The sequence below is a fragment of the Streptomyces sp. NPDC014656 genome (assembly GCF_043084305.1).
In the GTDB taxonomy this organism is placed as follows: Bacteria; Actinomycetota; Actinomycetes; order Streptomycetales; family Streptomycetaceae; genus Streptomyces.
Window position 1 is genome coordinate 93884 of the sequence record NZ_JBIBZN010000012.1, and the last position, 21763, is coordinate 115646.

Annotated in this window: 17 protein-coding genes; 5 read left to right on the top strand and 12 right to left on the bottom strand. The window is 74.6% G+C overall.

From position 1 onward, the window contains the following. Positions 1-16: 16 nt before the first annotated feature. The 10 genes from ACF1ED_RS25600 to ACF1ED_RS25645 are packed head-to-tail and all read right to left on the bottom strand — an operon-like array spanning position 17 to position 10035. Positions 17-1540: an NADH-quinone oxidoreductase subunit N gene (locus ACF1ED_RS25600; protein ID WP_391764188.1), complete on the bottom strand. Its 1524-nt coding sequence runs from the start codon at positions 1538-1540 to the stop codon at positions 17-19. After that, a complete protein-coding gene (locus ACF1ED_RS25605) occupies positions 1540-3147 on the bottom strand; it encodes a NuoM family protein (RefSeq protein ID WP_391764486.1) in 1608 nt (535 codons plus the stop codon). The genes ACF1ED_RS25600 and ACF1ED_RS25605 overlap by 1 nt, the downstream gene beginning before the upstream one ends. Positions 3148-3174: 27 nt before the next feature. Continuing rightward, positions 3175-5154, bottom strand: coding sequence for an NADH-quinone oxidoreductase subunit L (locus ACF1ED_RS25610; RefSeq protein WP_391764189.1), 1980 nt, complete (start codon positions 5152-5154; stop codon positions 3175-3177). Further along, a complete protein-coding gene (gene nuoK / locus ACF1ED_RS25615; protein WP_391764191.1) occupies positions 5151-5495 on the bottom strand; it encodes an NADH-quinone oxidoreductase subunit NuoK in 345 nt (114 codons plus the stop codon). The genes ACF1ED_RS25610 and nuoK overlap by 4 nt, the downstream gene beginning before the upstream one ends. After that, positions 5495-6052 carry an NADH-quinone oxidoreductase subunit J gene (locus ACF1ED_RS25620; protein ID WP_391764193.1) on the bottom strand — a complete coding sequence of 186 codons (558 nt, stop codon included), beginning with the start codon at positions 6050-6052 and terminating at the stop codon, positions 5495-5497. The genes nuoK and ACF1ED_RS25620 overlap by 1 nt, the downstream gene beginning before the upstream one ends. Further along, a complete protein-coding gene (locus ACF1ED_RS25625) occupies positions 6049-6642 on the bottom strand; it encodes a NuoI/complex I 23 kDa subunit family protein (protein ID WP_391764194.1) in 594 nt (197 codons plus the stop codon). The genes ACF1ED_RS25620 and ACF1ED_RS25625 overlap by 4 nt, the downstream gene beginning before the upstream one ends. Then, positions 6643-7605 carry an NADH-quinone oxidoreductase subunit H gene (locus tag ACF1ED_RS25630; protein WP_391764196.1) on the bottom strand — a complete coding sequence of 321 codons (963 nt, stop codon included), beginning with the start codon at positions 7603-7605 and terminating at the stop codon, positions 6643-6645. It lies immediately after the preceding gene. Then, entirely contained in the window at positions 7602-9062 is a 1461-nt protein-coding gene (locus tag ACF1ED_RS25635) for an NADH-quinone oxidoreductase subunit C (RefSeq protein ID WP_391764198.1), read from the bottom strand. The genes ACF1ED_RS25630 and ACF1ED_RS25635 overlap by 4 nt, the downstream gene beginning before the upstream one ends. Next, positions 9059-9652: an NADH-quinone oxidoreductase subunit B gene (locus ACF1ED_RS25640; protein ID WP_391764200.1), complete on the bottom strand. Its 594-nt coding sequence runs from the start codon at positions 9650-9652 to the stop codon at positions 9059-9061. Before ACF1ED_RS25640 ends, ACF1ED_RS25635 begins: the two co-directional genes overlap by 4 nt. After that, positions 9643-10035: an NADH-quinone oxidoreductase subunit A gene (locus tag ACF1ED_RS25645; protein ID WP_031009254.1), complete on the bottom strand. Its 393-nt coding sequence runs from the start codon at positions 10033-10035 to the stop codon at positions 9643-9645. The genes ACF1ED_RS25640 and ACF1ED_RS25645 overlap by 10 nt, the downstream gene beginning before the upstream one ends. Positions 10036-10189: 154 nt before the next feature. Here ACF1ED_RS25645 and ACF1ED_RS25650 point away from each other — a divergent pair, with 154 nt between their 5' ends. The 5 genes from ACF1ED_RS25650 (at position 10190) to ACF1ED_RS25670 (ending at position 17234) form a co-directional block, all read left to right on the top strand. After that, complete coding sequence (locus tag ACF1ED_RS25650) at positions 10190-11371, top strand: sensor histidine kinase (RefSeq protein ID WP_391764202.1); 1182 nt, start codon at positions 10190-10192, stop codon at positions 11369-11371. A 499-nt stretch (positions 11372-11870) separates the two neighbouring features. After that, positions 11871-13157 carry a sensor histidine kinase gene (locus ACF1ED_RS25655; RefSeq protein ID WP_391764204.1) on the top strand — a complete coding sequence of 429 codons (1287 nt, stop codon included), beginning with the start codon at positions 11871-11873 and terminating at the stop codon, positions 13155-13157. A 126-nt stretch (positions 13158-13283) separates the two neighbouring features. Further along, positions 13284-13943 carry a LuxR C-terminal-related transcriptional regulator gene (locus ACF1ED_RS25660; protein WP_391764488.1) on the top strand — a complete coding sequence of 220 codons (660 nt, stop codon included), beginning with the start codon at positions 13284-13286 and terminating at the stop codon, positions 13941-13943. A 299-nt stretch (positions 13944-14242) separates the two neighbouring features. After that, entirely contained in the window at positions 14243-16180 is a 1938-nt protein-coding gene (locus ACF1ED_RS25665; RefSeq protein ID WP_391764206.1) for a 2-oxoacid:acceptor oxidoreductase subunit alpha, read from the top strand. Next, entirely contained in the window at positions 16173-17234 is a 1062-nt protein-coding gene (locus ACF1ED_RS25670; RefSeq protein WP_391764208.1) for a 2-oxoacid:ferredoxin oxidoreductase subunit beta, read from the top strand. Before ACF1ED_RS25665 ends, ACF1ED_RS25670 begins: the two co-directional genes overlap by 8 nt. 51 nt (positions 17235-17285) lie before the next feature. Here the strand turns inward: ACF1ED_RS25670 and ACF1ED_RS25675 are convergent, their stop codons facing one another. Both ACF1ED_RS25675 and ACF1ED_RS25680 read right to left on the bottom strand, forming a co-directional pair. Further along, positions 17286-19475, bottom strand: coding sequence for a bifunctional serine/threonine-protein kinase/ABC transporter substrate-binding protein (locus tag ACF1ED_RS25675; protein WP_391764210.1), 2190 nt, complete (start codon positions 19473-19475; stop codon positions 17286-17288). A gap of 3 nt (positions 19476-19478) precedes the next feature. Beyond that, the gene (locus ACF1ED_RS25680; RefSeq protein WP_391764212.1) at positions 19479-21650 is read right to left on the bottom strand and encodes a bifunctional serine/threonine-protein kinase/ABC transporter substrate-binding protein; all 2172 of its coding nucleotides are present in this window, start codon (positions 21648-21650) and stop codon (positions 19479-19481) included. Positions 21651-21763: the final 113 nt, after the last annotated feature.

Sequence of the window (21763 nt, forward strand, 5' to 3'; positions counted from 1 at the left end):
TAGGTCGCGTGGGGGGTCAGAACAGTGCGGTCGTCGCGAAGCGGAGGGCGAACTGCGGGTAGCCCGACAGGACGGCTCCGGCGGCGGCGGTCAGCACGATCGCCAGGGTGACGGGGGCGGGGGCCCGGCGCGGCTCGGCGGCGATCGCGTCCTGGGGCGTGCGGAACAGCAGGGCGGTCCACCGCAGGTAGTACGCGAGGCCGATGACGACGTTGACGCCCATGACCACGGCCAGCCAGCCGAGGCCCGCGTCGACGGCCGACGAGAAGACGGTCACCTTGGCGAAGAGGCCGATGATACCCGGGGGCAGACCGGCCAGGTTCAGGAGGAAGAAGGCGAGCGCGAGGGCGGCGGCGGGGCTGGTGGCGTGGAGCCCGGCGTGGTCGGCGATCCGCTTGCCGGGGTGGGTACGGGCGACGAGGGCGACGACCGCGAAGGCGCCGAGGTTCACGACGGCGTACATGAGGGCGTAGGCGACGGTGGCGCCGACCTGTTCGTCGCTGGAGTACGCGGCGGCCCCTATCGGCACCAGGAGGTAGCCGGCCTGGGCGACGGAGGACCAGGCGAGCAGCCGGACCGCGCTGCCGGGGCGGGCGGGGTCCTGGCGGAGGGCGGCGACGTTGCCCGCGGTCATGGTGAGGGCGGCGAGGACGGCGAGGGCGGGGCCCCAGACGTCGGCGTACGGGGGGAAGGCGACGACCGTCACCAGGATGAGGCCCGTGAAGCCGACGGCCTTGCCGACGACCGACAGGTAGGCGGCGACGGGCAGCGGCGCGCCCGTGTAGGTGTCGGGGACCCAGAAGTGGAAGGGGACGGCGGCGAGCTTGAAGGCGAAGCCGACGAGGGTGAGGGCGACGCCGGCCTCGGCGAGGGTCTGGAGCTCGCGGGGGACCTCGTCGAGCCGGGCGGCGATCTCGGTGAGGTGGAGGGTGCCGGTGGCGGCGTAGACGAAGCTCACGCCGAGGAGGGTGACGGCGGTGGCGGTCACCGAGGAGAGGAAGAACTTGAGGGCGGCCTCGCTGGAGCGGCGGTCGCCACGCTTGAGGCCGACGAGCGCGAAGGCGGGCAGGGAGGCGACCTCCAGGGCGACCACGAGGGTGGCGAGGTCGCGGGAGGCGGGCAGCAGGGCGGCTCCGGCGGCGGAGGACAGCAGCAGGAACCAGTACTCGCCGGCCGGGAGCTTCTCGCGGGTGGCGGGCAGCGACAGCAGGGCGGTGAGGAGGGCGCCGCCGAGCACGAGGAGCTGGATGACCAGCGTGAAGTGGTCGGCGGTGTAGCTGCACCCGGCGGTCTGGGCGGCGCTGTCGGTCTGGGCGGCGGGGGTGAGGCAGAAGGTGGCGCGGTCGCCGGCGCGCAGCGGCAGGAGCAGGACGAGGGCGGCGGCGAGGCCGGCGACCGAGATCCAGCCGAGGAGCTGCTTGCGGGCGGCGGGGACGAAGAGGTCGGCGACGAGGACGCCGAGGGCGACCAGGGCGGTGAGGGTCGGGGGCGCGATCGTCAGCCAGTCGACGGACTGGACGAGCGAGGTGGTGGCCGGCATCACTGGGTGCCTCCCGCGAGGAGCTGCTGGACGGCCGGGTCGGTGAGGCCGAGGAGGACCGCGGGCCAGAGTCCGGCGAGGACGGTGAGGGCGACGAGCGGGGTCCAGGCGGCCAGCTCGTACGGCTGGACGTCGGCGAGCTCCGGCTCGCCGGCCGGGCGGGGGCCGCCCATGCAGACGCGGCGGACGACGATCAGCAGGTAGGCGGCGGTGAGCAGGGTGCCGAGGCCGCCGAGGGCCATGAAGACGAGGTACGCGGGGCGGCTGAGCCCCTCGGCCGGGTCGAAGGCGGCGAAGAGGGCGAGCATCTCGCCCCAGAAGCCGGCCAGGCCCGGCAGGCCCAGGGAGGCGACGGCGGCGAAGGCGAGGAGGGCGCCGAGGCGGGGGGCGCGGCCGTAGAGGGCGGCGCCGGTGGCCCCGGCGAGGGTGTCGAGGTCGGCGCTGCCGTAGCGGTCCTTCAGGGCGCCGACGAGGAAGAAGAGCAGGCCGGTGATGAGGCCGTGGGCGATGTTGGCGAAGAGCGCGCCGTTGACGCCGGTGGGGGTCAGGGTGGCGATGCCGAGGAGGACGAAGCCCATGTGGCCGACGGAGGAGTACGCGATCAGCCGCTTGAGGTCGCCCTTGGCGCCGCTGGGAGGGCGCCGCGCCGCGAAGCGGCTCGATGAGGGGCGGTGGTCGGGCGACGGGAGGGCCAGCGCGAGGCAGGCCAGCGAGCCGTAGACGATGCCGGCGGCGGCGAAGGCGGCCAGGTAGGGCGCGAGGGTGTGCATGCCGTCGGGGGCGATGGGCAGCGCGATGCGGACGAAGCCGTACGTGCCCATCTTGAGGAGCACGCCCGCGAGGAGGACCGAGCCGACCGTGGGAGCGGCGGTGTGGGCGTCCGGCAGCCAGGAGTGCAGGGGCCACATCGGGGTCTTCACGGCGAGCCCGAGGCCGATCGCGAGGACGGCGGTGACCTGCACGGACGTGGTCAGTCCGCGGCCGTTGTCGGTGGCGAGCGCGACCATGTCGAAGGTGCCGGCCTTTATCCCGATGAGGAGCAGGCCGAGCAGCATGACCACGGAGCCGAGCAGCGTGTAGAGGATGAACTTCCCGGCGGCGGCCCGGCGGCCCTCGCCGCCCCAGCGGGCGATGAGGAAGTACATCGGGACCAGGACCATCTCGAAGGCGAGGAAGAAGAGGACCAGGTCGAGGACGGCGAAGGTGGCGAGGGTGCCGGCCTCCAGGAGGAGCAGCAGCGCGACGAACGCCTTCGGGGTCGGGCCCTGCGGCATCTTGAAGTAGGAGTACAGCGCGCAGAGGAAGGTCAGCAGCGCGGTCAGCACCAGGAGGGGCAGGGAGATGCCGTCGACGCCGAGGTGGATCCGCACGTCGAGCGCCCTGATCCAGCTGATGTCGGTGGTGGCCTGCATCCTCGACGGGTCGTCGTGGTCGAAGCCCAGGGCGAGGGCGATCGCCGCGAGGAGGATCACGCCGGTGACGGTGACGCCGTGGCGGAGCACCGCCTGCTCGGGCGACTTCCCCTTCAGTCCGGGCGGGGCGGGCAGGAGCGCGGCGGCGGCGCCGAGGAGCGGCGCGACGACGAGGAAGGCGAGGAGGGACTGCATCACGGGTTCGCTGATATCGATCACGGCTCACGCTCCGGCGAAGGCGTTGGCGAGGGCGACGGCGGCGATCGCCAGGACGACGGAGCCGGCGAGCAGGGCGCTGAGGTAGGTCTGCACGTTGCCGGTCTGGGCGCGGCGGACGAGCCATCCGAGGCCCTTGGCGGTGCCGGCGGCGCCGCGCACGTAGGTGTCGACGACCTCGCGGTCCAGGAAGCGGACCAGGGAGGCGGCACCGAGCACCGGGCGGACGAACACCTTCCGGTAGAGGGCGTCCAGGTGGAAGCCGTCGGCGGCGGCGCCGTGCAGCGGGCCGAGGAGGGCGCGGCCGGGGTCGGCCGGGTCCTCGGCGGGGTGCGGCAGGCGCAGCGCCTCCGCCTCGACCAGGCCCGCGTCGGCGTCCGGGTGGGCGACGTGCGGGACCGGGACGGGGGGTACGGCCCTGGCCGCGAGGGTGCGCCAGAGGGCGTAGGTGACGGCGCCGCCGGCGACGGCGAGGCCGGTGCCGAGGACGGCGGTGGTGAGGGTCGGCAGGAGCGCCTCGCCGTCGAACCAGTCGTCGAGGACGAGCGCGCTCAGGCCGAAACCGAGGGACGGGACCGCGAGGACCCACAGGACGGCGGTCATCGCGATCGGCTGGCGTCCGTGGTCCGGTGCCTCGGCGCCCCGGCCGCGGAAGGCGCGCAGCCAGAGGCGGAGCGCGTACGCGGCGGTGAGCAGGGCGGTCAGCAGGCCCGCGACGAGGACGGTCCAGCCGGCCCCGGCGGGGACGCCGGCCCGGTCGCCGAGCGCGGTGTGCTCGGCGGCGACCAGGACGGCCTCCTTGGAGAAGAAGCCGGCGAAGGGCGGGATCGCGGCCAGCGCGAGGAGGGCGACGGTCATCGTCCAGTACGCGTCGGGGATCCGCTTCGCCAGGCCGCCCATCCGGGACATGGCGGTGAGCGAGTTGGTGCCGGCGGCGTGGATGACCGCGCCGGCGGCGAGGAAGAGCAGCGCCTTGAAGGCGGCGTGCGACAGGAGGTGGAAGACGGCGGCGCCGCGGTCGCCGACGGCGAGCGCGCCCGCCATGTAGCCGAGCTGGCCGATCGTCGAGTAGGCGAGGACCCGCTTGATGTCGTCCTGGGCGAGCGCGGCGAGCGCCGAGCCGACCATGGTGACCGCGGCCATCACGGCGAGCACGGTCATCGCGGCGGCGGAGGCGGCGAAGACCGGCAGCAGCCGGGCGACGAAGTAGATGCCGGCGGCGACCATGGTGGCCGCGTGGATGAGCGCGGAGACCGGCGTCGGGCCGGCCATGGCGTCCGGGAGCCAGGTGTGCAGCGGGAACTGCGCGGACTTGCCCGCGACGCCCGCGAGGAGCAGGAGCGCCACCACGGTGGGGTGGTCGAGGCCGCCGCTGGCGACGGTGGCGAGGATGCCGTCGATGCGGAAGGTGCCCGCGTCGGCGGCGAGCGCGAAGAGCCCGAAGAGGAAGGGGACGTCGCCGAGCTTGGTGACGAGGAATGCCTTCAGGGAGGCGGAGCGCGCCTCGGGGGTCTCCCAGTAGTGCCCGACGAGGAAGTACGAGCAGATGCCCATGATCTCCCAGCCGACCAGGAGCACCATCAGGTCGCCGGAGTAGACGACGAGGAGCATCGCGGCGGTGAAGAGGGAGACGAGCGCCGCGTACGAGGGGTAGCGCGGGTCCTCGCGGAGGTAGCCGGTCGAGTAGATCTGCACGCAGCTCGCGACCACGCCGACGAGGACGGCCACGAGGGCGGCGAAGCCGTCGATGTGGAGGCCCAGGGTGATCGGCACGGAGCCGGTGGGGGTGAGCTCGGTGGACGCCTCGATGACCGTGTTCCCGCCCTGGCGGACGGCGACGAGGACGGCGAGGACGGCGGCGGCGAGCGTCGGCAGGACGGCGAGCGGGCGGACGAAGCCGGGCGCGGCGCGGCCGGTGGCGAGTCCGGCGAGGGCGCCGAGGAAGGGCAGGACGGGGACGAGGACGGCGAGGGTCGTGGTGGTCACGCGGCGGCCTCGGCCTTCTCGTCTGCGGACCGCTGCCGTTCCGCCGTGTCGCGGAGGCGGTCGACGTCGGCCGTGCCCCGGTTGCGGTGGACCATCAGGACGATCGCGAGGCCGATGCCGATCTCGGCGGCGGCGATGGCGATGGTGAAGAGGGTGAGGGCCTGGCCGGCGTGGAGGGCGTCGCGCAGCCAGACGTCGAAGGCGACCAGGTTGAGGTTGACGGCGTTGAGCATCAGCTCGACCGACATCAGGACCAGGATGGCGTTGCGGCGGGCGAGGACGCCGTACAGGCCGACGCAGAAGAGGAGCGCGGCGAGGACGGCGGGGTAGGCGAGGTGCATCAGTCCCGCTCCCCTTCCGGCTTCTTGCGGGACAGGACGATGGCGCCGACCAGGGCGGCGAGCAGCAGGACCGAGAGCGCCTCGAAGGGCAGCACCCAGTGCCGGAAGAGGAACTCGCCGGTCACGTCGGTGGAGCCCTGCGCGGGCCCGTCCAGCTCGATCCAGGTCTTGCGGAAGGCGTCCCAGACCACCCAGACGAGCGCCGCGGCGGCGGCCGCGGCGACGGCGAGGGCGACCGGCCGGTTGCCGGAGTCGGCGTCCGGGGAGCGGCCGATCGGCGCCTTGGTGAGCATCAGTCCGAAGAGGAGCAGGACGACGACCGAGCCGACGTAGATCAGCACCTGGACCCAGGCGATGAACTCGGCGGTCAGCAGGAGGTACTCGACGGCGAGGCCGCCGAGCGCGACCACAAGCCAGAGCGCGGCGTGCACGAGCTGCTTCGTGGTGACGGAGAGGACGGCGGCGCCGAGGGTGACGAGGCCGACCAGGAGGAAGGCGATCTCGACGCCGGTGGGCGAGAGGAAGCCGGGGTGGGCCGGCGGGGCGGCGAGGATCACTGCGGGCCCTCCTGCTGCTGGGCCGCGGCCTCTGCCTCGGCGGCGGCCTGGGCCGCCGCCGCGCGGGCCGCGGCGGCCTTCTCCGCGGCCTTGTGGGCGGCGGCGATCTCCTTGGGCTCCTCGGCCGCCGGGTCGAGCGCGGGCGGCTCGGGGACGGTCCACATCCACTCGCGGAGCTTGTCCCGCTCGTGGGTCAGCTCCAGGATGTCGGTCTCGGCGTACTCGAACTCCGGCGACCAGAAGAGGGCGTCGAAGGGGCACACCTCGATGCAGATCCCGCAGTACATGCAGAGGGAGAAGTCGATGGCGAAGCGGTCGAGGACGTTCCGGCTGCGCTCCCGGCCGCCGGGGGCGGCGGCCGGGACGGTCTCCTTGTGGGAGTCGATGTAGATGCACCAGTCGGGGCACTCGCGGGCGCACAGCATGCAGACCGTGCAGTTCTCCTCGAACAGCGCGATCACCCCGCGCGAGCGGGGCGGCAGCTCGGGCTGCGCGTCCGGGTACTGCGCGGTGACCGTCTTGCGGGTCATCGTGCGGAGGGTGACGGCGAGGCCCTTGGCGAGGCCGGAGCCGGGGAAGTTCGGGGACATCTAGCTGATCGCCACCTTCACGATGCCGGTGAGCGCGATCTGCGCCAGGGCGAGCGGGACCAGGGTCGTCCAGGCCAGTTTCTGGAGCTGGTCCTCGCGCAGGCGCGGGTAGCTCACCCGCAGCCAGATGACGACGAAGGCCAGGACGGCGGTCTTGAGCAGGGTCCAGAGCCAGCCGAGGCCGTCCGCGCCCCAGGGGCCGTGCCAGCCGCCGAGGAAGAGGACGGTGGTGAGGCCGCAGAGGACGACGATGCCGGCGTACTCGGCGAGCAGGAAGAGCGCGAAGCGGAGGCCGGTGTACTCGGTGTACGCGCCGAAGATGATCTCCGAGTCGGCGACCGGCATGTCGAACGGCGGGCGCTGGAGCTCGGCGAGGCCGGCGACGAAGAAGACGAGCGCGCCGACGATCTGCCACGGCACCCACCACCACTCGAAGGCGTCGAGCACGCCGGTGAGGGAGACGGTGCCGGCCGCCATCGCGACGGACGCGGCGGCGAGCAGCATCGGCAGCTCGTACGCGAGCAGCTGGGCGGCCGTGCGCAGGCCGCCGAGCAGGGAGAACTTGTTGGCGGACGCCCAGCCGGCCATCAGGCTGCCGAGCACGCCGACGCCCATGACGGCGAGCGCGAAGAAGATCCCCGCGTCGACGACCGCGCCGACGGAGCCCGGTGCGACCGGGATCGCGACGAGGACGAGCAGGTACGGGAGGAGGGCGACGGCCGGCGCGAGCTGGAAGACCCGCCGGTCGGCGTCCTTCGGGACGACGTCCTCCTTCTGCGCGAACTTCACGCCGTCGGCGACGAGCTGGGCCCAGCCGTGGAAGCCGCCGGCGTACATGGGCCCGAGGCGGCCCTGCATGTGGGCCATGACCTTGTGCTCGGTCTGCCCGACGACGAGCGGCAGGACGAGGAACGCGGCGAAGACCAGCAGCAGCCGGACGGCGACGTCGAGTGCGTCGTTCACGCGGGATCGCCTCCGGCGGGGTCGGGACGGGTGTCGTTGCGGTCGGCGTCGGTGGCGGCGGGCTCGCCCTCGGCGGCGGCGCTTTCGCCTGCGGCGGGCTCGCCGTCGGCGGCGGCCGTGCTTCCGCCCGCGGCGGGCTTCGCCTCGGGTGCGGGCTCGCCTGCGGCGGGAGCCGGTTCCGGGGCGGGCTCGTCCTTCGGTGCGGGCTCGCCTGCGGCGGGAGTCGGCTTCGGGGCGGGCTCGTCCTTCGGTGCGGGCTCGCCTGCGGCGGGAGCCGGTTCCGGGGCGGGCTCGTCCTTCGGCGGCTCGTCGAAGGCCGGGCGGGCGTGGTGCCAGGGGGCGTCGGAGCTGCGGGTGCGCGGGGGCGGCGAGGCGGCGGCCGGAGCGCCCCCGGCCGGCTCGGCCTGCGCGTTCCGCTCCGCCTGCTGGCTCGCCGAGCCCTGGCTCGCGCTGCGTGCGCGGCGCGGGGCGGCCGGGGGCTGCTGGCTGGCCGAGCCCTCCGACGCGGAGCGCGTACGGCGGGGGGCCGGGGCGGCACCCGCCTCGGGGGCGGCCGGGGGCTCGGGAGCGGCCGGGGGCTCGGGGGCCGCCGGGGGCTCGGGGGCCGCCGGGGGCTGCTGGCTGGCCGAACCTTCCGACGCGGAGCGGATACGGCGGGGGGCCGGGGCGGCCTGGGCCTCCTGGCTCGCCGAGCCCTCCGACGCGGAGCGCGTACGGCGGGCCGGGGCGTCCGCGGCCGGTCGGCTCTCCGGGCCCTCCGAGGCGGTGCGGGTGCGGCGGGGAGGCGGGGTCTCCTGGGTCGCCGAGCCCTCCGTGGTGGTGCGGGTGCGGCGGGGGCGGTCGGCGGCGGCGCCCCGGGCGGGGCGTTCGGGGGCCGGGGGGAGCTGGCCCTTGAGGGGGCCCCACTCGTTGGGGTCGGGGACGCCGGGCGGGAGCATCTGGCGGCGCTTGGGGCCGCCGTCGTGCGACTCGCCCGGCTCCTTCGCGCCCGGCCACGCCTTGGCGACGCGGGCGGCGAGGACGAAGTCCTTGCGGAGCGGGTGGCCCTCGAAGTTCTCGGGGAGGAGGAGCGGGGTGAGGTTCGGGTGGCCCTCGAAGACGACGCCGAACATCTCGTGGGTCTCGCGCTCGTGCCAGGCCGCGCCCGCGTAGACGCCGATGGCGGTCGGCAGCGACGGGGCCCCGTGCGGGACCGTCGTGCGGAGCAGGAGGCGTCGGGGGGCGCCGTCGCCGACGGCGACGACGTGCGCGCAGACGCGGAAGCCCGTACCGGGCTCGTCGACCGCGCTGAGCCAGTCGAAGTAGGTGCAGCCCAGCTCGTCCCGGGCGGTCCGCAGCGCGTCGAGCCAGTCCGTGACGGGGACGTCGACGGTCAGCAGGTCGTACGCCCGCTCCGCCGCCGCCTCGTCGCCGAACAGGTCCGTGACGGCCTCGGGAAGGGAGTCGTAGCGGTTCATCGGCCGTCGCCTCCCGGCGGCGGGGTGACCAGCGGGCTGGTGAGCTGGGACACCGAGGCCGGTGCCGTCGCGCCGTACCGCTCCCCCAGGTTCTCCCGGGCGATCTTCTCCTGGAGCTTGAGGATGCCCTGGAGCAGCGCCTCGGGGCGGGGCGGGCAGCCGGGGACGTACACGTCGACCGGGATGATCTGGTCGACGCCCTTGGTGACGGAGTACGAGTCCCAGTAGGGGCCGCCGCAGTTCGAGCAGGCGCCGAAGGAGATCACGTACTTCGGCTCGGGCATCTGCTCGTAGAGCCGCTTCACCGCGGGGGCCATCTTGTCCGTCACCGTGCCGGAGACGATCATCAGGTCGGCCTGGCGCGGGCCGGGCGCGAAGGGGATCACGCCGAGCCGGATGAAGTCGTGCCGGGCCATGGACGCGGCGATGAACTCGATCGCGCAGCAGGCGAGGCCGAAGTTGAAGACCCAGAGGCTGTAGCGGCGGCCCCAGTTCAGGACCACCTTCATGGGCTCGGGGGCCAGCCGGGAGAGCGTGCCCAGCTTGGGCGCGGGCAGGGGCACGGCGCTCCCCGCGGGTGTTACGTCCATGCCAGGACGCCCTTCTTGTACGCGTAGAGCAGTCCGACGGCCAGGAAGCCCAGGAAGACGAACATCTCGACGAGGGTGGTGGCGCCGTAGCCGGGCGCGGCGAAGACCGTCGCCCACGGGAAGAGGAAGATCGAGTCGACGGCGAAGATGACGTAGAGGAAGGCGTAGACGTAGTAGCGGACCTGGGTGTGGGCCCAGCCCTCCCCCACGGGGTCGACGCCGCACTCGTAGGTGAGGAGTTTCTCCGGGGTCGGCACGACGGGCCGGAGCAGCCGGCCGGCGCCGAAGGCGACCGCGACGAAGAGCACGCCGACCACGGCGAGCAGTCCGACGACGGAGTACGTATCGAAGTAGTCCGCCGCGACTACGGTCGGTTCCCGCACGTCGGCCGCCCCTCTCGGTCCCTCGGCTTTTTCACCGACGCGAGTCTAGGCCCTGCTAAAAGGAGCGTAAGCAGGTGCGGGTGGGGTTATCCCCCCTGGCCGACACCCACTCCCCCCATGGCCCCGGGAGGGCGGGGGACGGCAGGCTGGGGGCATGACCGCTGATCACCCGAGCCCTTCCGCCCCCGCCGTCACGGCCGGGGACCCGCCCGCGCGGCAGCGGACCGCGTACGGCAAGGAGACCTGGAAGGAGATCTCCTTCCTCCTCCTCAATCTGCCCGCCTCCCTCGTGGGCTTCGTCTACGCCGTCACCACGGTGGTCGTCGGGATCGGCCTGTCGGTCACCGTGATCGGCCTGCCGCTGCTGGCGGCGGGGCTGGCGGGGGCGCGCGGGATCGGGCGTTCGGAGCGGGCGCGGGCGCGGTGGCTGCTCGACGCGGACGTGGCGGAGCCGTCGCCGCTGCCCCGGGCCGGCGGCGCGCTGCCGTGGCTGTGGGCGGGGCTGAAGGACCCGGTGGCGTGGCGGAGCCAGCTGTACGGGCTGATCCGGCTGCCGTGGGGGATCGTCACCTTCTGCGTGACCCTGGTGTCGCTGGTGGCGCTGTGGCCGGTGCTGCCGTTCATCGCGCGGGGCCTGGCGGCGGCGGACCGGGGCATGGTGCGGGGGCTGCTCTCGCCGTCGGACGAGCTGGAGCGGCGGATCGCCGAGCTGGAGTCGGACCGGGGCGTGGTCGTGGACACGGCGGCGGCGGACCTGCGGCGGATCGAGCGGGACCTGCACGACGGGGCGCAGGCGCGCCTGGTGGCGCTGGCGATGGGGCTCGGGCTGGCGAAGGAGAAGCTGCACGAGGACCCGGAGGCGGCGGCGGAGATGGTCGCGGAGGCGCACGGCGAGGTGAAGCTGGCCCTCCAGGAGCTGCGGGACCTGGCGCGGGGCATCCACCCGGCGGTGCTGACCGACCGGGGGCTCGGGGCGGCGCTGTCGTCGCTGGCGGGGCGCTGCACGGTGCCGGCGTCGGTGACGGTGGAGCTGCCCGAGCGGCCGGCGGAGGCGATCGAGGGGATCGCGTACTTCACGGTCTCGGAGCTGCTGCAGAACGTGTCGAAGCACGCCCGGGCCCGTACGGCCTCGGTGGAGGTGTGGCGGGCGGGGGACCGGCTGCTGCTCCAGGTGCGCGACGACGGGCGGGGCGGTGCGCGGCTCGACGGCGGCACGGGCCTGACGGGGCTGGCGGAGCGGCTCGGCGCGGTGGACGGCCTGCTGGTCGTGGACTCCCCCGAGGGCGGTCCGACGGTGGTCACGGCGGAGCTGCCGTGGCGGGTCCGCAGGGCCTGAGGGCACCCGCTCCGACGGTGGCCACGGCGGAGCTGCCGCGCGACCGCGCCGGACCCGGGGAAGCCTGCCCCCGGGGGGTCTGCGGAGCCCGCTCCGGGTCTGAGGGCGCCCGGTCCGACGGTGGTCACGGCGGAGCTGCCGCGCGACCGCGCCGGACCCGGGAAAGCCCGCCCCCCCGGTGGGTCCGGAGGAGCCCGCGCCGGGGCTGAGGGCGCCCGGCCCCGGTGGCCACGGCGGAGCTGCCGTGACCACTGCGCCGGACCCGGGGAAGCCCGCCCCCGGTGGGTCCGGAGGAGCCCGCGCCGGACCCGGGGAAGCCTGCCCCCGGGGGGCCTGCGGAGCCCGCGCCCGGCCTGAGGGCGCCCGCTCCCCGGGCGTCTCCGGGGCAGGTAGGGATAACCCCCCTCGGGAGACGCCGACCCGCCTCATGGTGCCGAGGGGGGCCCGGACGGAACCCTGGAGTCGTACCCGGGAAACCCCCCAGAGAGAAGGACGTCCGATGGATTCGCCCCTCGTCCCCGCCGCGCTTCGGGCCCCCTTCCAGGCACGGACCTGGAAGGCCTTCCTCTTCACACTGGTGGGTCTGCCGCTGAGCGTGCTGTGGTTCTCGCTGGCGGTCTCGCTGACCTCGGCGGGGGCGGGGCTGCTGATCACCTTCCTCGGGATTCCGGTGCTGGCCGCGTCGCTGGCCGTGTGCCGGGGGTTCGGCGCGGTGGAGCGGGCCCGGGTGCGGGGGCTGCTCGGGGCGGACGTGGCGGCGCCGGAGCCGGTGCGGGGCCGGACGGGCGGGGCGTTCTCGTGGATGGCGGCGATGCTGCGGTCCGGGGCCTCGTGGCGGCACCTGCTGTACGCGCTGCTGCACTTCCCGTGGGCGGTGTTCTCGTTCTCGGTGTCGCTGGTCTTCTTCACGTGGGGCTGGTCCCTGTTCACGTATCCGGTGTGGCGGTGGGTCTTCCCGGCGTACCTGGGCCAGGACGGGATCCAGCTGTACGGGGACGAGACCCACGCCCTGTACCTGGACTCGCCCTTCGAGGTGGGGGTGACCTGCCTGGTCGGGCTGCTGTTCGTGCTGGCGTGGCCGCCGGTGGTGCGGGGGCTGACGGCGGTGGACCGCTTCCTGGTGGCGGGGCTGCTGGGCCCGGGGCGGCTGGCGGAGCGGGTGACGGAGCTGGAGTCGGACCGGGGCGCGGCCGTGGACACGGCGGCGGCGGACCTGCGGCGGATCGAGCGGGACCTGCACGACGGGCCGCAGGCGCGGCTGGCGTCGCTGGCGATGGACCTGGGGCTGGCGCGGGAGACCCTGGCCCGTGACCCGGAGGCGGCGGCGGTGCTGGTGGACGAGGCGCACGGCGAGGTGAAGCTGGCGCTGAAGGAGCTGCGGGACCTGGCGCGGGGCATCCACCCGGCGGTGCTGACGGACCGGGGCCTGGACGCGGCGCTGTCGTCGGTGGCGGCCCGCTGCGCGGTGCCGGTGGCGGTGACGGTGGACCTGCCGGGGCGGCCGGTGGCGGCGATCGAGGGCCTGGCCTACTTCACGGTCACGGAGCTGCTCCAGAACGTGACGCGGCACGCGCGGGCCCGGCGGGCCTCGGTGGACGTGTGGCGGTCGCAGGAGCGGCTGATGCTCCAGGTGCGGGACGACGGGGTCGGCGGTGCGGACCCGGCGCGCGGGCGGGGTCTGGCCGGGCTGGCGGAGCGGCTGCGGGCGGTGGACGGGGTGCTCGCGGTGGACTCGCCGGCGGGCGGGCCGACGACGGTGACGGCGGAGCTGCCCTGGCGGGCCTGAGGCGTCCCGTGTCCCCGGCGGGGGCTTTCCTGCGATGCTGATCACGCGGCGCCGACCGGGCCGCGTGATCGGCACGGCAGGGACATGGGGGCGGCGGACGTGGGCGTGGGAGAGGTGGCGGACCGGGTGCGGGTGGTGATCGCCGAGGATTCGGTGCTGTTGCGCGAGGGGCTGACGCGGCTGCTCACGGACCGTGGGCACGAGGTCGTGGCGGGTGTCGGGGACGGCGAGGCGCTGGTGAAGACGGTGGCGGAGCTCGCGGAGGCGGGCGCGCTGCCGGACGTGGTGGTGGCCGACGTGCGGATGCCGCCGACCCACACGGACGAGGGGGTGCGGGCGGCGGTGCGGCTGCGCGCGGAGCATCCGGGCCTCGGGGTGCTGGTGCTGTCGCAGTACGTGGAGGAGCAGTACGCCACCGAGCTGCTGGCGGGGTCGACGCGGGGCGTGGGCTATCTGCTGAAGGACCGGGTCGCGGAGGTGCGCGAGTTCACCGAGGCGGTGGTGCGGGTGGCCGGGGGCGGTACGGCCCTGGACCCGGAGGTGGTCCAGCAGCTGCTGGGGCGGAGCCGGCAGCAGGACGTGCTGGCCCATCTGACGCCGCGCGAGCGGGAGGTCCTGGGCCTGATGGCCGAGGGGCGGACGAATTCGGCCATCGCGAAGCAGCTGGTGGTGAGCGACGGCGCGGTGGAGAAGCACATCGGCAACATCTTCCTGAAACTGGGCCTGTCGCCGAGCGAGGGCGATCACCGCCGGGTGCTCGCGGTGCTGACGTACCTCAGGTCCTGAGCCGTTTCCCTTGTGCCCGGGCCTTGATCTTCTGACACTCTGTCAGTTGAGGGGCCGGCCTCCTGGACGGCCCCTGGACGGGCCGTGGACGCCCCGGGGGGACCCTGGGGCGGTCCTAGGACGGAAGAACGAGGCGGAATACGGCGTTCCGGAACAATCCGGGTAGACGTAGAACAGGACAATGCACCACGAAAGGGCGTCTCAAACAGAGGCCCATCATGCGAGAAGTCCCGGGAAGGCCCACCTCACCGTCGTAGGGTGGGCCGAGAGTCCCGCTTGCCGCTAGGGAGGTCCAGTAAGTGACCAGCCAGGTCAGTAGCGAGGCCGGCGAGGCCCTGCTCGGGGAGCAGCGCAGCGCCCCGGCGGAGGCCCGGAACGGCGCCGAGAAGGAAGTCCGACGGCTGGACCGGGTGATCATCCGGTTCGCGGGCGACTCCGGTGACGGCATGCAGCTCACGGGTGACCGCTTCACCTCGGAGACGGCTTCCTTCGGGAACGACCTGTCCACGCTGCCGAACTTCCCGGCCGAGATCCGCGCCCCCGCGGGGACCCTGCCCGGCGTGTCGTCCTTCCAGCTGCACTTCGCCGACCACGACATCCTGACCCCAGGCGACGCGCCGAACGTGCTGGTCGCGATGAACCCGGCGGCCCTGAAGGCGAACGTCGCGGACGTGCCGCGCGGTGGCGAGATCATCGTGAACACCGACGAGTTCGCCAAGCGGGCCATGGCGAAGGTCGGCTACGCGCAGAGCCCCCTGGAGGACGGCTCGCTGGACGGCTACCGCGTCCACCCGGTGCCGCTGACGACGCTGACCATCGAGGCGCTCAAGGAGTTCGGCCTGTCCCGGAAGGAGGCCGAGCGCAGCAAGAACATGTTCGCGCTCGGGCTGCTGTCCTGGATGTACCACCGGCCGACCGAGGGCACCGAGGCCTTCCTGCGGTCCAAGTTCGCGAAGAAGCCGCAGATCGCCGAGGCGAACGTGGCCGCCTTCCGGGCCGGCTGGAACTTCGGCGAGACCACCGAGGACTTCGCCGTCTCCTACGAGGTCGCCCCCGCCACCCGCGCCTTCCCCACCGGCACGTACCGCAACATCTCCGGGAACCTGGCCCTGTCCTACGGCCTGATCGCCGCCGCGAAGCAGGCGGACCTGCCGCTCTACCTGGGCTCCTACCCGATCACCCCGGCCTCGGACATCCTGCACGAGCTCAGCCGGCACAAGAACTTCGGCGTGCGGACCTTCCAGGCGGAGGACGAGATCGCCGGCATCGGCGCGGCGCTCGGCGCCGCCTTCGGCGGCTCGCTCGCGGTGACGACCACCTCGGGCCCCGGCGTGGCCCTCAAGTCCGAGACGATCGGCCTCGCGGTCTCCCTGGAGCTGCCGCTCCTCGTCGTCGACATCCAGCGCGGCGGCCCGTCCACCGGCCTGCCGACCAAGACCGAGCAGGCCGACCTCCTACAGGCCATGTACGGCCGCAACGGCGAGGCGCCGGTCCCCGTCGTGGCCCCGAAGACCCCGGCCGACTGCTTCGACGCCGCCCTGGAGGCGGCCCGGATCGCCCTCACCTACCGCACCCCGGTCTTCCTGCTCTCCGACGGCTACCTCGCCAACGGCTCCGAACCCTGGCGGATCCCCGAGGTCGCGGACCTGCCCGACCTGCGGACCCCCTTCGCGACCGGCCCGAACCACACCCAGGCCGACGGCACCGAGGTCTTCTGGCCGTACAAGCGCGACCCGGAGACCCTGGCCCGGCCCTGGGCCGTGCCCGGCACGCCCGGCCTGGAGCACCGCATCGGCGGCATCGAGAAGCAGGACGGCACCGGCAACATCTCCTACGACCCCGCCAACCACGAGTTCATGGTCCGCACCCGGCAGGCCAAGACCGACGGCATCGAGGTCCCGGACACCGAGGTCGACGACCCGGACGGCGCGAACACCCTGGTCCTCGGCTGGGGCTCCACCTACGGCCCGATCACCGCCGCCGTACGCCGCATCCGCCGCGAGGGCGGCCACATCGCCCAGGCCCACCTGCGCCACCTCAACCCCTTCCCGAAGAACCTCGGCGAGGTCCTGGCGCGGTACGACAAGGTCGTGATCCCCGAGATGAACCTCGGCCAGCTCGCCACCCTGATCCGCGCGAAGTACCTCGTCGACGCCCGCAGCCACACCCAGGTCAACGGCATGCCGTTCAAGGCCGAGCAGCTCGCCGCCGCCCTCAAGGAGGCCATCGATGCCTGAGACCTCTGAGCCCCTGCTCCACCTGGTGCCCAAGGCCCAGGCCCAGCAGACCATGAAGGACTTCAAGTCCGACCAGGAGGTCCGCTGGTGCCCCGGCTGCGGCGACTACGCCGTCCTCGCCGCCGTCCAGGGCTTCATGCCCGAGCTGGGCCTGGCGAAGGAGAACATCGTCTTCGTCTCCGGCATCGGCTGCTCCTCCCGCTTCCCGTACTACATGAACACCTACGGGATGCACTCCATCCACGGCCGCGCCCCGGCCATCGCCACCGGCCTGGCGACCTCCCGCCGCGACCTGTCGGTCTGGGTGGTCACGGGCGACGGCGACGCGCTCTCCATCGGCGGCAACCACCTGATCCACGCCCTGCGCCGCAACGTGAACCTCAAGATCCTGCTCTTCAACAACCGGATCTACGGCCTCACCAAGGGCCAGTACAGCCCGACGTCGGAGCTCGGCAAGATCACCAAGTCGACCCCGATGGGTTCCCTCGACGCCCCCTTCAACCCGGTGTCCCTCGCGCTCGGCGCGGAGGCGAGCTTCGTCGCCCGCACGGTCGACTCCGACCGCAAGCACCTCACCGAGGTGCTGCGCCGGGCCGCCGACCACAACGGCACGGCGCTGGTGGAGATCTACCAGAACTGCAACATCTTCAACGACGGCGCCTTCGAGGTCCTCAAGGACAAGGACCGGGCCCAGGAGGCCGTCATCCGGCTCGAACACGGGCAGCCGATCCGCTTCGGCGCCGAGAACGAGAAGGGCGTCGTCCGCGACCCCGCCACCGGCGACCTGGAGGTCGTCACGGTCACCCCTTCGAACGAGTCCCGGATCCTCGTCCACGACGCGCACGCCGCCTCCCCGACGACCGCCTTCGCGCTCTCCCGCCTCGCCGACCCCGACACCCTCCACCAGACCCCCATCGGCGTCCTCCGCTCGGTGGAGCGCCCGGTCTACGACACCCTGATGGCCGAGCAGCTGGACCGCGCGGCCGCCCAGCAGGGCGAGGGCGACCTCGGCCGCCTCCTGGCGGGGAACGACACCTGGACCGTGGTCGGCTGACGTGCCGTCATGACCGTGTGAGGGGCGCGTCCGGGACACCGGACGCGCCCCTCAGGGCTTCCGGGACGCGTCGCGGCGCTCCTTCTCCTTCTGGTTGACCTCCAGGGAGCGCCCGAGGCAGCGCGGGACGCCCTTCTCGATCCGGTACGCGAACACCTCTTCGATGAAGCGGTAGCTACGCGCGGCGCCGAAGGCGTACTTCTTCACGGCGCCGGTGTACGTGCGCTCCGCGAGCCGGTGGGCGACCCCGTCGCGCTGCACCGCGAGCCCGTCCTCCAGCACGGCCCCGACGGCCCCGGCGAGGGCGTGGACGGTGTCGTACGCCTCGACCGCGTACCGCTCGACGGGGGTCGCGGCGGGCACTCCCCAGCGCTTCCGGTAGGCGGCGGCGAAGGCCCTGGCGGCCGGGACCACGTCCGGGTCGGCGTAGCTGGTGCCGATGAACCAGCCCTCGGCCGCGGATCCGGCGGTGGTGAGGAACTCCCGCTCCAGGAGGGGCTCGATCCCGCCGCGCAGTCCTCCGAAGCCCTCCCGGGCGAGCGCCCGGGCGCAGAGTCCCGCGCGGCGCGGTGACACCCCCGCGTAGAGGACGGCGCCGGCGCCGTCGGCGACGAGGGGCCGGACGACGGCGGCGAAGTCCTCGCTGTCCGCGGCGACCGGTCTGCGGACGACGGTGGCGTACGTGCCGAGGGTGGTCTCGGCGTCGAGGCCCATGTGCCAGGAGAACCGGCCGGCGGCCCGGTCATCGACGACCGCGAACCGCTCGATGCCGCGGGCGAGGGCCGCGGTCGAGAAGGCGAGCTGGAGCGTGGTGCCCACCGGCCGGAACTCGAAGTAGCAGCCGGTCAGCAGGGTCTGGGAGAGCTGCCCCTGGTCGAGGCCGGTGGCGATGGCCGCGCAGAGGAGCCCGGTGCGCTGGTGGACCGGCACGACGGCGAGGACCACCTCCTGTGTCGTGGGTCCGAGGACGGCGACGACGGACCGGTCGGCGCCGAGGGCCTCGGCGGCGGCGACGGCCCGGCGCGGGTCGCCCGCGTCGTCGCGGACCTTCAGGGCGAGGTCGAAGGGGCGGTCGGGGCGGGTGTTGAACTGTTCGACGGCGAGCCGGGCGCCCCTTTCCTGGGCGCGGCCGTCGGCCTTGCGGGGGCCGCTGAGGTCGGTCTGGACGCCGATCGCGTACGTGGCGAGGGCCCGGGTGCCGGTGGTGGTCCCGCTGCCGGTGGGGCGGGTGGCGAGCCAGGCGGTGAGGCCGCCGGCACCGGCGACGAGGGCGGCCGAGCCGCCGACGACCAGCCGCCGCCGGGAGGGCCCGCGCGGGAGGTCAGCGGGCGCCAGTGCCGTCGGTTCCGGGACGGGGAGGTCGAGGGCCCGGGCGGAGCGTTCGGCGATGAGGGCGGGCAGGCCGGGCGGCAGGAGCTCCCCGGCCGGGCCCCCGGTGCCGCCGAGGGCGTCCCGTACGGCCCCGGCGGTGGGCCGGTCGGCCGGGTCCTTGGCGAGGCAGTCGGCGACGAGCGGCCTCAAGGAGTCCGGTACGGAGCCGAGTTCGGGTTCCTCGTGGACGGTGCGGTAGACGACGGCCGCCACCGCGCCGGTGCCGAAGGGCCGTTCGCCGGTGAGGGCGTGGGCGAGGACGCAGCCGAGGGCGAACACGTCGGCGGGCGGGCCGACTTCGCCCGCTCCGGCGGCCCTGGCCTGCTCGGGGGCGAGGAAGCCGGGGGTGCCGATCATGGCGTCGGTGGCGGTGAGGGCGGTCGCCCCGGCGGTGCGGGCGATGCCGAAGTCGATGAGCCGGGGCCCGTCAAGGGCGAGGAGGACGTTGGCGGGCTTGACGTCCCGGTGGACGAGACCGGCCGCGTGGAGCTCGGTGAGGGCGTCGGCGAGCCGGGCGCCGAAGGCCCGGACGGCCGCTTCGGGCAGGGGCCCGTGGAGGGCGACGGCCTCGGCGAGGGAGGGCCCGGGGACGTACTCGGTGGCGAGCCAGGGTTCGCGGGCCTCCGGATCGGCGCCGAGGACGCGGACGACCCAGCGGCCGGTGATCCGCCCGGCGGTGCGGGCCTCGCGGCGGAAGCGCTCGCGGAAGGCGGGGTCGGCGGCGTGCTCGGCGCGGATGACCTTCACGGCGGCGAGCGCGCCGCCGGGGGTGCGGGCCAGGTAGACGACGCCCATGCCGCCGGCGCCGAGCCGGCCGAGGAGGCGGTGGCCGGCGACGGCGGAGGGGTCGGACCGGTGCAGCGGGCGCACGGATCAGCCGCCCGCCCGCTTCGTCGGGGTCGCGGGCGCGGCGCCGAGGGACCGGTACCGCCCGTCCTTCACCAGGTAGAGGAAGGTGCCGACGCCGTTGAGGTTGCCGTCCTCGTCGAAGGAGTAGCCGCCCATGACGCCCTGGTGGGAGTCCTTGCGCAGGAGGGGCGCGAGGGTGGTGCGGTCGGGGCGCTTTCCGCCCTTCTCGTACGCCGCCTCCACGTGCTTCGCCAGGAGGAGCGTGACGTCGTACGCCTCGCCCGCGTACCAGAGGGGCGCGCTGCCGTAGCGGGCGCGGTGGGCGGCGACGAAGCCGGCGGCCTCCTTGCGGGCGGTGGGGTCGGCGACCGGCGCGCCGACGGTCCAGCCCTCGGCGGCGCGGCCCGCGTCGCGCAGGAAGCGGTCGCCGAAGACGTGCTGTCCGGCGAGGCGGGGGCCGGTGAAGCCGAGCGCGTCGAGGGCCTTGGCGGCGCGGACGGCGGAGGGCAGGAGTCCGGCGTGGACGTAGGCGTCGATGCCGGCCTCCACCATCTCGCCGACGACCCGCTCCAGGCCCTTGGCACCGGCGGGGATCACCCGGGGGCGGGGCGGGATCCCGCCCTGCTCGAAGCCGAAGTCGGTGCCGACGACGAACTGCCAGGAGTACGGGTCGTCGGTGCGTTCCTGGAGGAGTCCGGGGCGCTTCGGGTGGTGGACGGCCTGGGCGTGGTAAGCGAGGTGCATGCCGTTGAAGGCGTGGACGGGGCAGGCCCGGACGAGGCTGCGGCCCTGGTTCTGGGCGGGGTTGATGAGGAGGTTGAGCCCGGCGGAGACGGTGACGACCGGGAGCCGGGCCTCGTCGTAGGCGGGCAGCGACTCCTGGCCGGTGTAGTCGTGGCTGGGGCCGATGATGCCGAGGACGTCGGGGTCGGTGGTGAGGACGCGGGCGGCGGCGAGCGCGCGGGTCGCGTCGCCGCGGTCGTCGGAGACCTTCACGTCGAGCGTGAACGGCTTGTCCTCGCGGGAGTTGAAGGCCTCGACGGCGAGCCGGACGCCGCGCTCCTGGGCCTGTCCGACCTCCTTGCCGGGCCCGCTGAGGTCGGCCTGGACGCCGATGGTCCACGCGCGGGCCTTTGGCGGGGGCGCGCCCTTGGCGTCCGGGCGGTCGTCCCGGAGGGCCAGCCAGCTGCCCGCGCCGCCCGCGGCGAGGACGGCGGCGGCGCCGGAGGCCAGGAGGAAGCGGCGGCGGCTGCGGGAGGGGGGCCCGGGCGGGGCCGCACCGGCGGTGGTGGCCTCGATGTCCGGGAGGGCGAGCATCCGGGCGGAGCGCTCGGCGATGGTGCGGACGACGGGCGCGGGCAGCCAGTCGGCGGCGGTGCCGGGGGCGTCCGCGACGAGCCGCCCGGCGAGCTCCCCGGCGGTGGGCCGGGCGGCGGGGTCCTTGGCGAGGCAGTCCCGGAGCACGGGCAGCAGCCCGGACGGCACGCCGGTGAGGTCGGGCTCGTCGTGCACGGTCCGGTACATGAGGGCGTCGACGGCGCCGGTGCCGAAGGGCGGGCGGCCGGTGGCCGCGTAGGCGAGGAGGCAGCCGAGGGCGAAGACGTCGGAGGCCGGTCCGATGTCCTCGGTACGGGCCTCCGCCTGCTCGGGCGCGAGGAAGCCGGGGGTGCCGACGACCAGGTCGGTGCCGGTCAGCGCGGTCTCCCCGGCGGGGTCGGCGGCGCGGGCGATGCCGAAGTCGATGAGCCGGGGCCCGTCGGCGGCGAGCAGGACGTTGCCCGGCTTGACGTCCCGGTGGACGATCCCGGCGGCGTGCACGGCGGCGAGCGCCCGGGCCAGGGCGCCGCCGAGGACCGTGAGGCTCCGCGCGGGCAGCGGTCCGTGCGCGACGACCGCCTCGCCGAGGGACGGGCCGGGCACGAAGGCGGTGGCGAGCCAGGGCTCGGGGGCGTCGGGGTCCGCGCCGAGCACCGGCACGGCCCAGGGCGAGTCGACCCGCCGGGCCGCCTCGACCTCGCGGCGGAACCGGGCCCGGAAGTCGGCCCGCTCGGCCCGGTCGGCCAGCGTCACCTTGACCGCCGCCAGCTCCCCCGCCTCCGTGCGCCCCAGGTACACGACCCCCATCCCGCCGGCCCCGAGCCGCCCGAGCAGCCGGTACCCGGCGATCCCGGACGGGTCGGAGGGCAGCAGCGCCACGAGCCCCCCGGGCGGGGGCGGGAGGGGGGCGGTCGGAGCCGGCGCTGGCGCGGGCGGGGCGGTCGGAGCGGGCGCGGGCGGGGCGGCGGGAGCCTCGTCCTGGGCGCCGGCGG

Bases quoted from the DNA above. Each gene is read 5' to 3' on its own strand.
- ACF1ED_RS25635 (WP_391764198.1), bottom strand. From the start codon at position 9,062: ATGAACCGCTACGACTCCCTTCCCGAGGCCGTCACGGACCTGTTCGGC.
- ACF1ED_RS25655 (WP_391764204.1), top strand. From the start codon at position 11,871: ATGGATTCGCCCCTCGTCCCCGCCGCGCTTCGGGCCCCCTTCCAGGCA.
- nuoK (WP_391764191.1), bottom strand. From the start codon at position 5,495: ATGCACCTCGCCTACCCCGCCGTCCTCGCCGCGCTCCTCTTCTGCGTC.
- ACF1ED_RS25670 (WP_391764208.1), top strand. From the start codon at position 16,173: ATGCCTGAGACCTCTGAGCCCCTGCTCCACCTGGTGCCCAAGGCCCAG.
- ACF1ED_RS25600 (WP_391764188.1), bottom strand. From the start codon at position 1,540: ATGCCGGCCACCACCTCGCTCGTCCAGTCCGTCGACTGGCTGACGATC.
- ACF1ED_RS25640 (WP_391764200.1), bottom strand. From the start codon at position 9,652: ATGGACGTAACACCCGCGGGGAGCGCCGTGCCCCTGCCCGCGCCCAAG.
- ACF1ED_RS25625 (WP_391764194.1), bottom strand. From the start codon at position 6,642: ATGTCCCCGAACTTCCCCGGCTCCGGCCTCGCCAAGGGCCTCGCCGTC.
- ACF1ED_RS25605 (WP_391764486.1), bottom strand. From the start codon at position 3,147: ATGCAGTCCCTCCTCGCCTTCCTCGTCGTCGCGCCGCTCCTCGGCGCC.
- ACF1ED_RS25650 (WP_391764202.1), top strand. From the start codon at position 10,190: ATGACCGCTGATCACCCGAGCCCTTCCGCCCCCGCCGTCACGGCCGGG.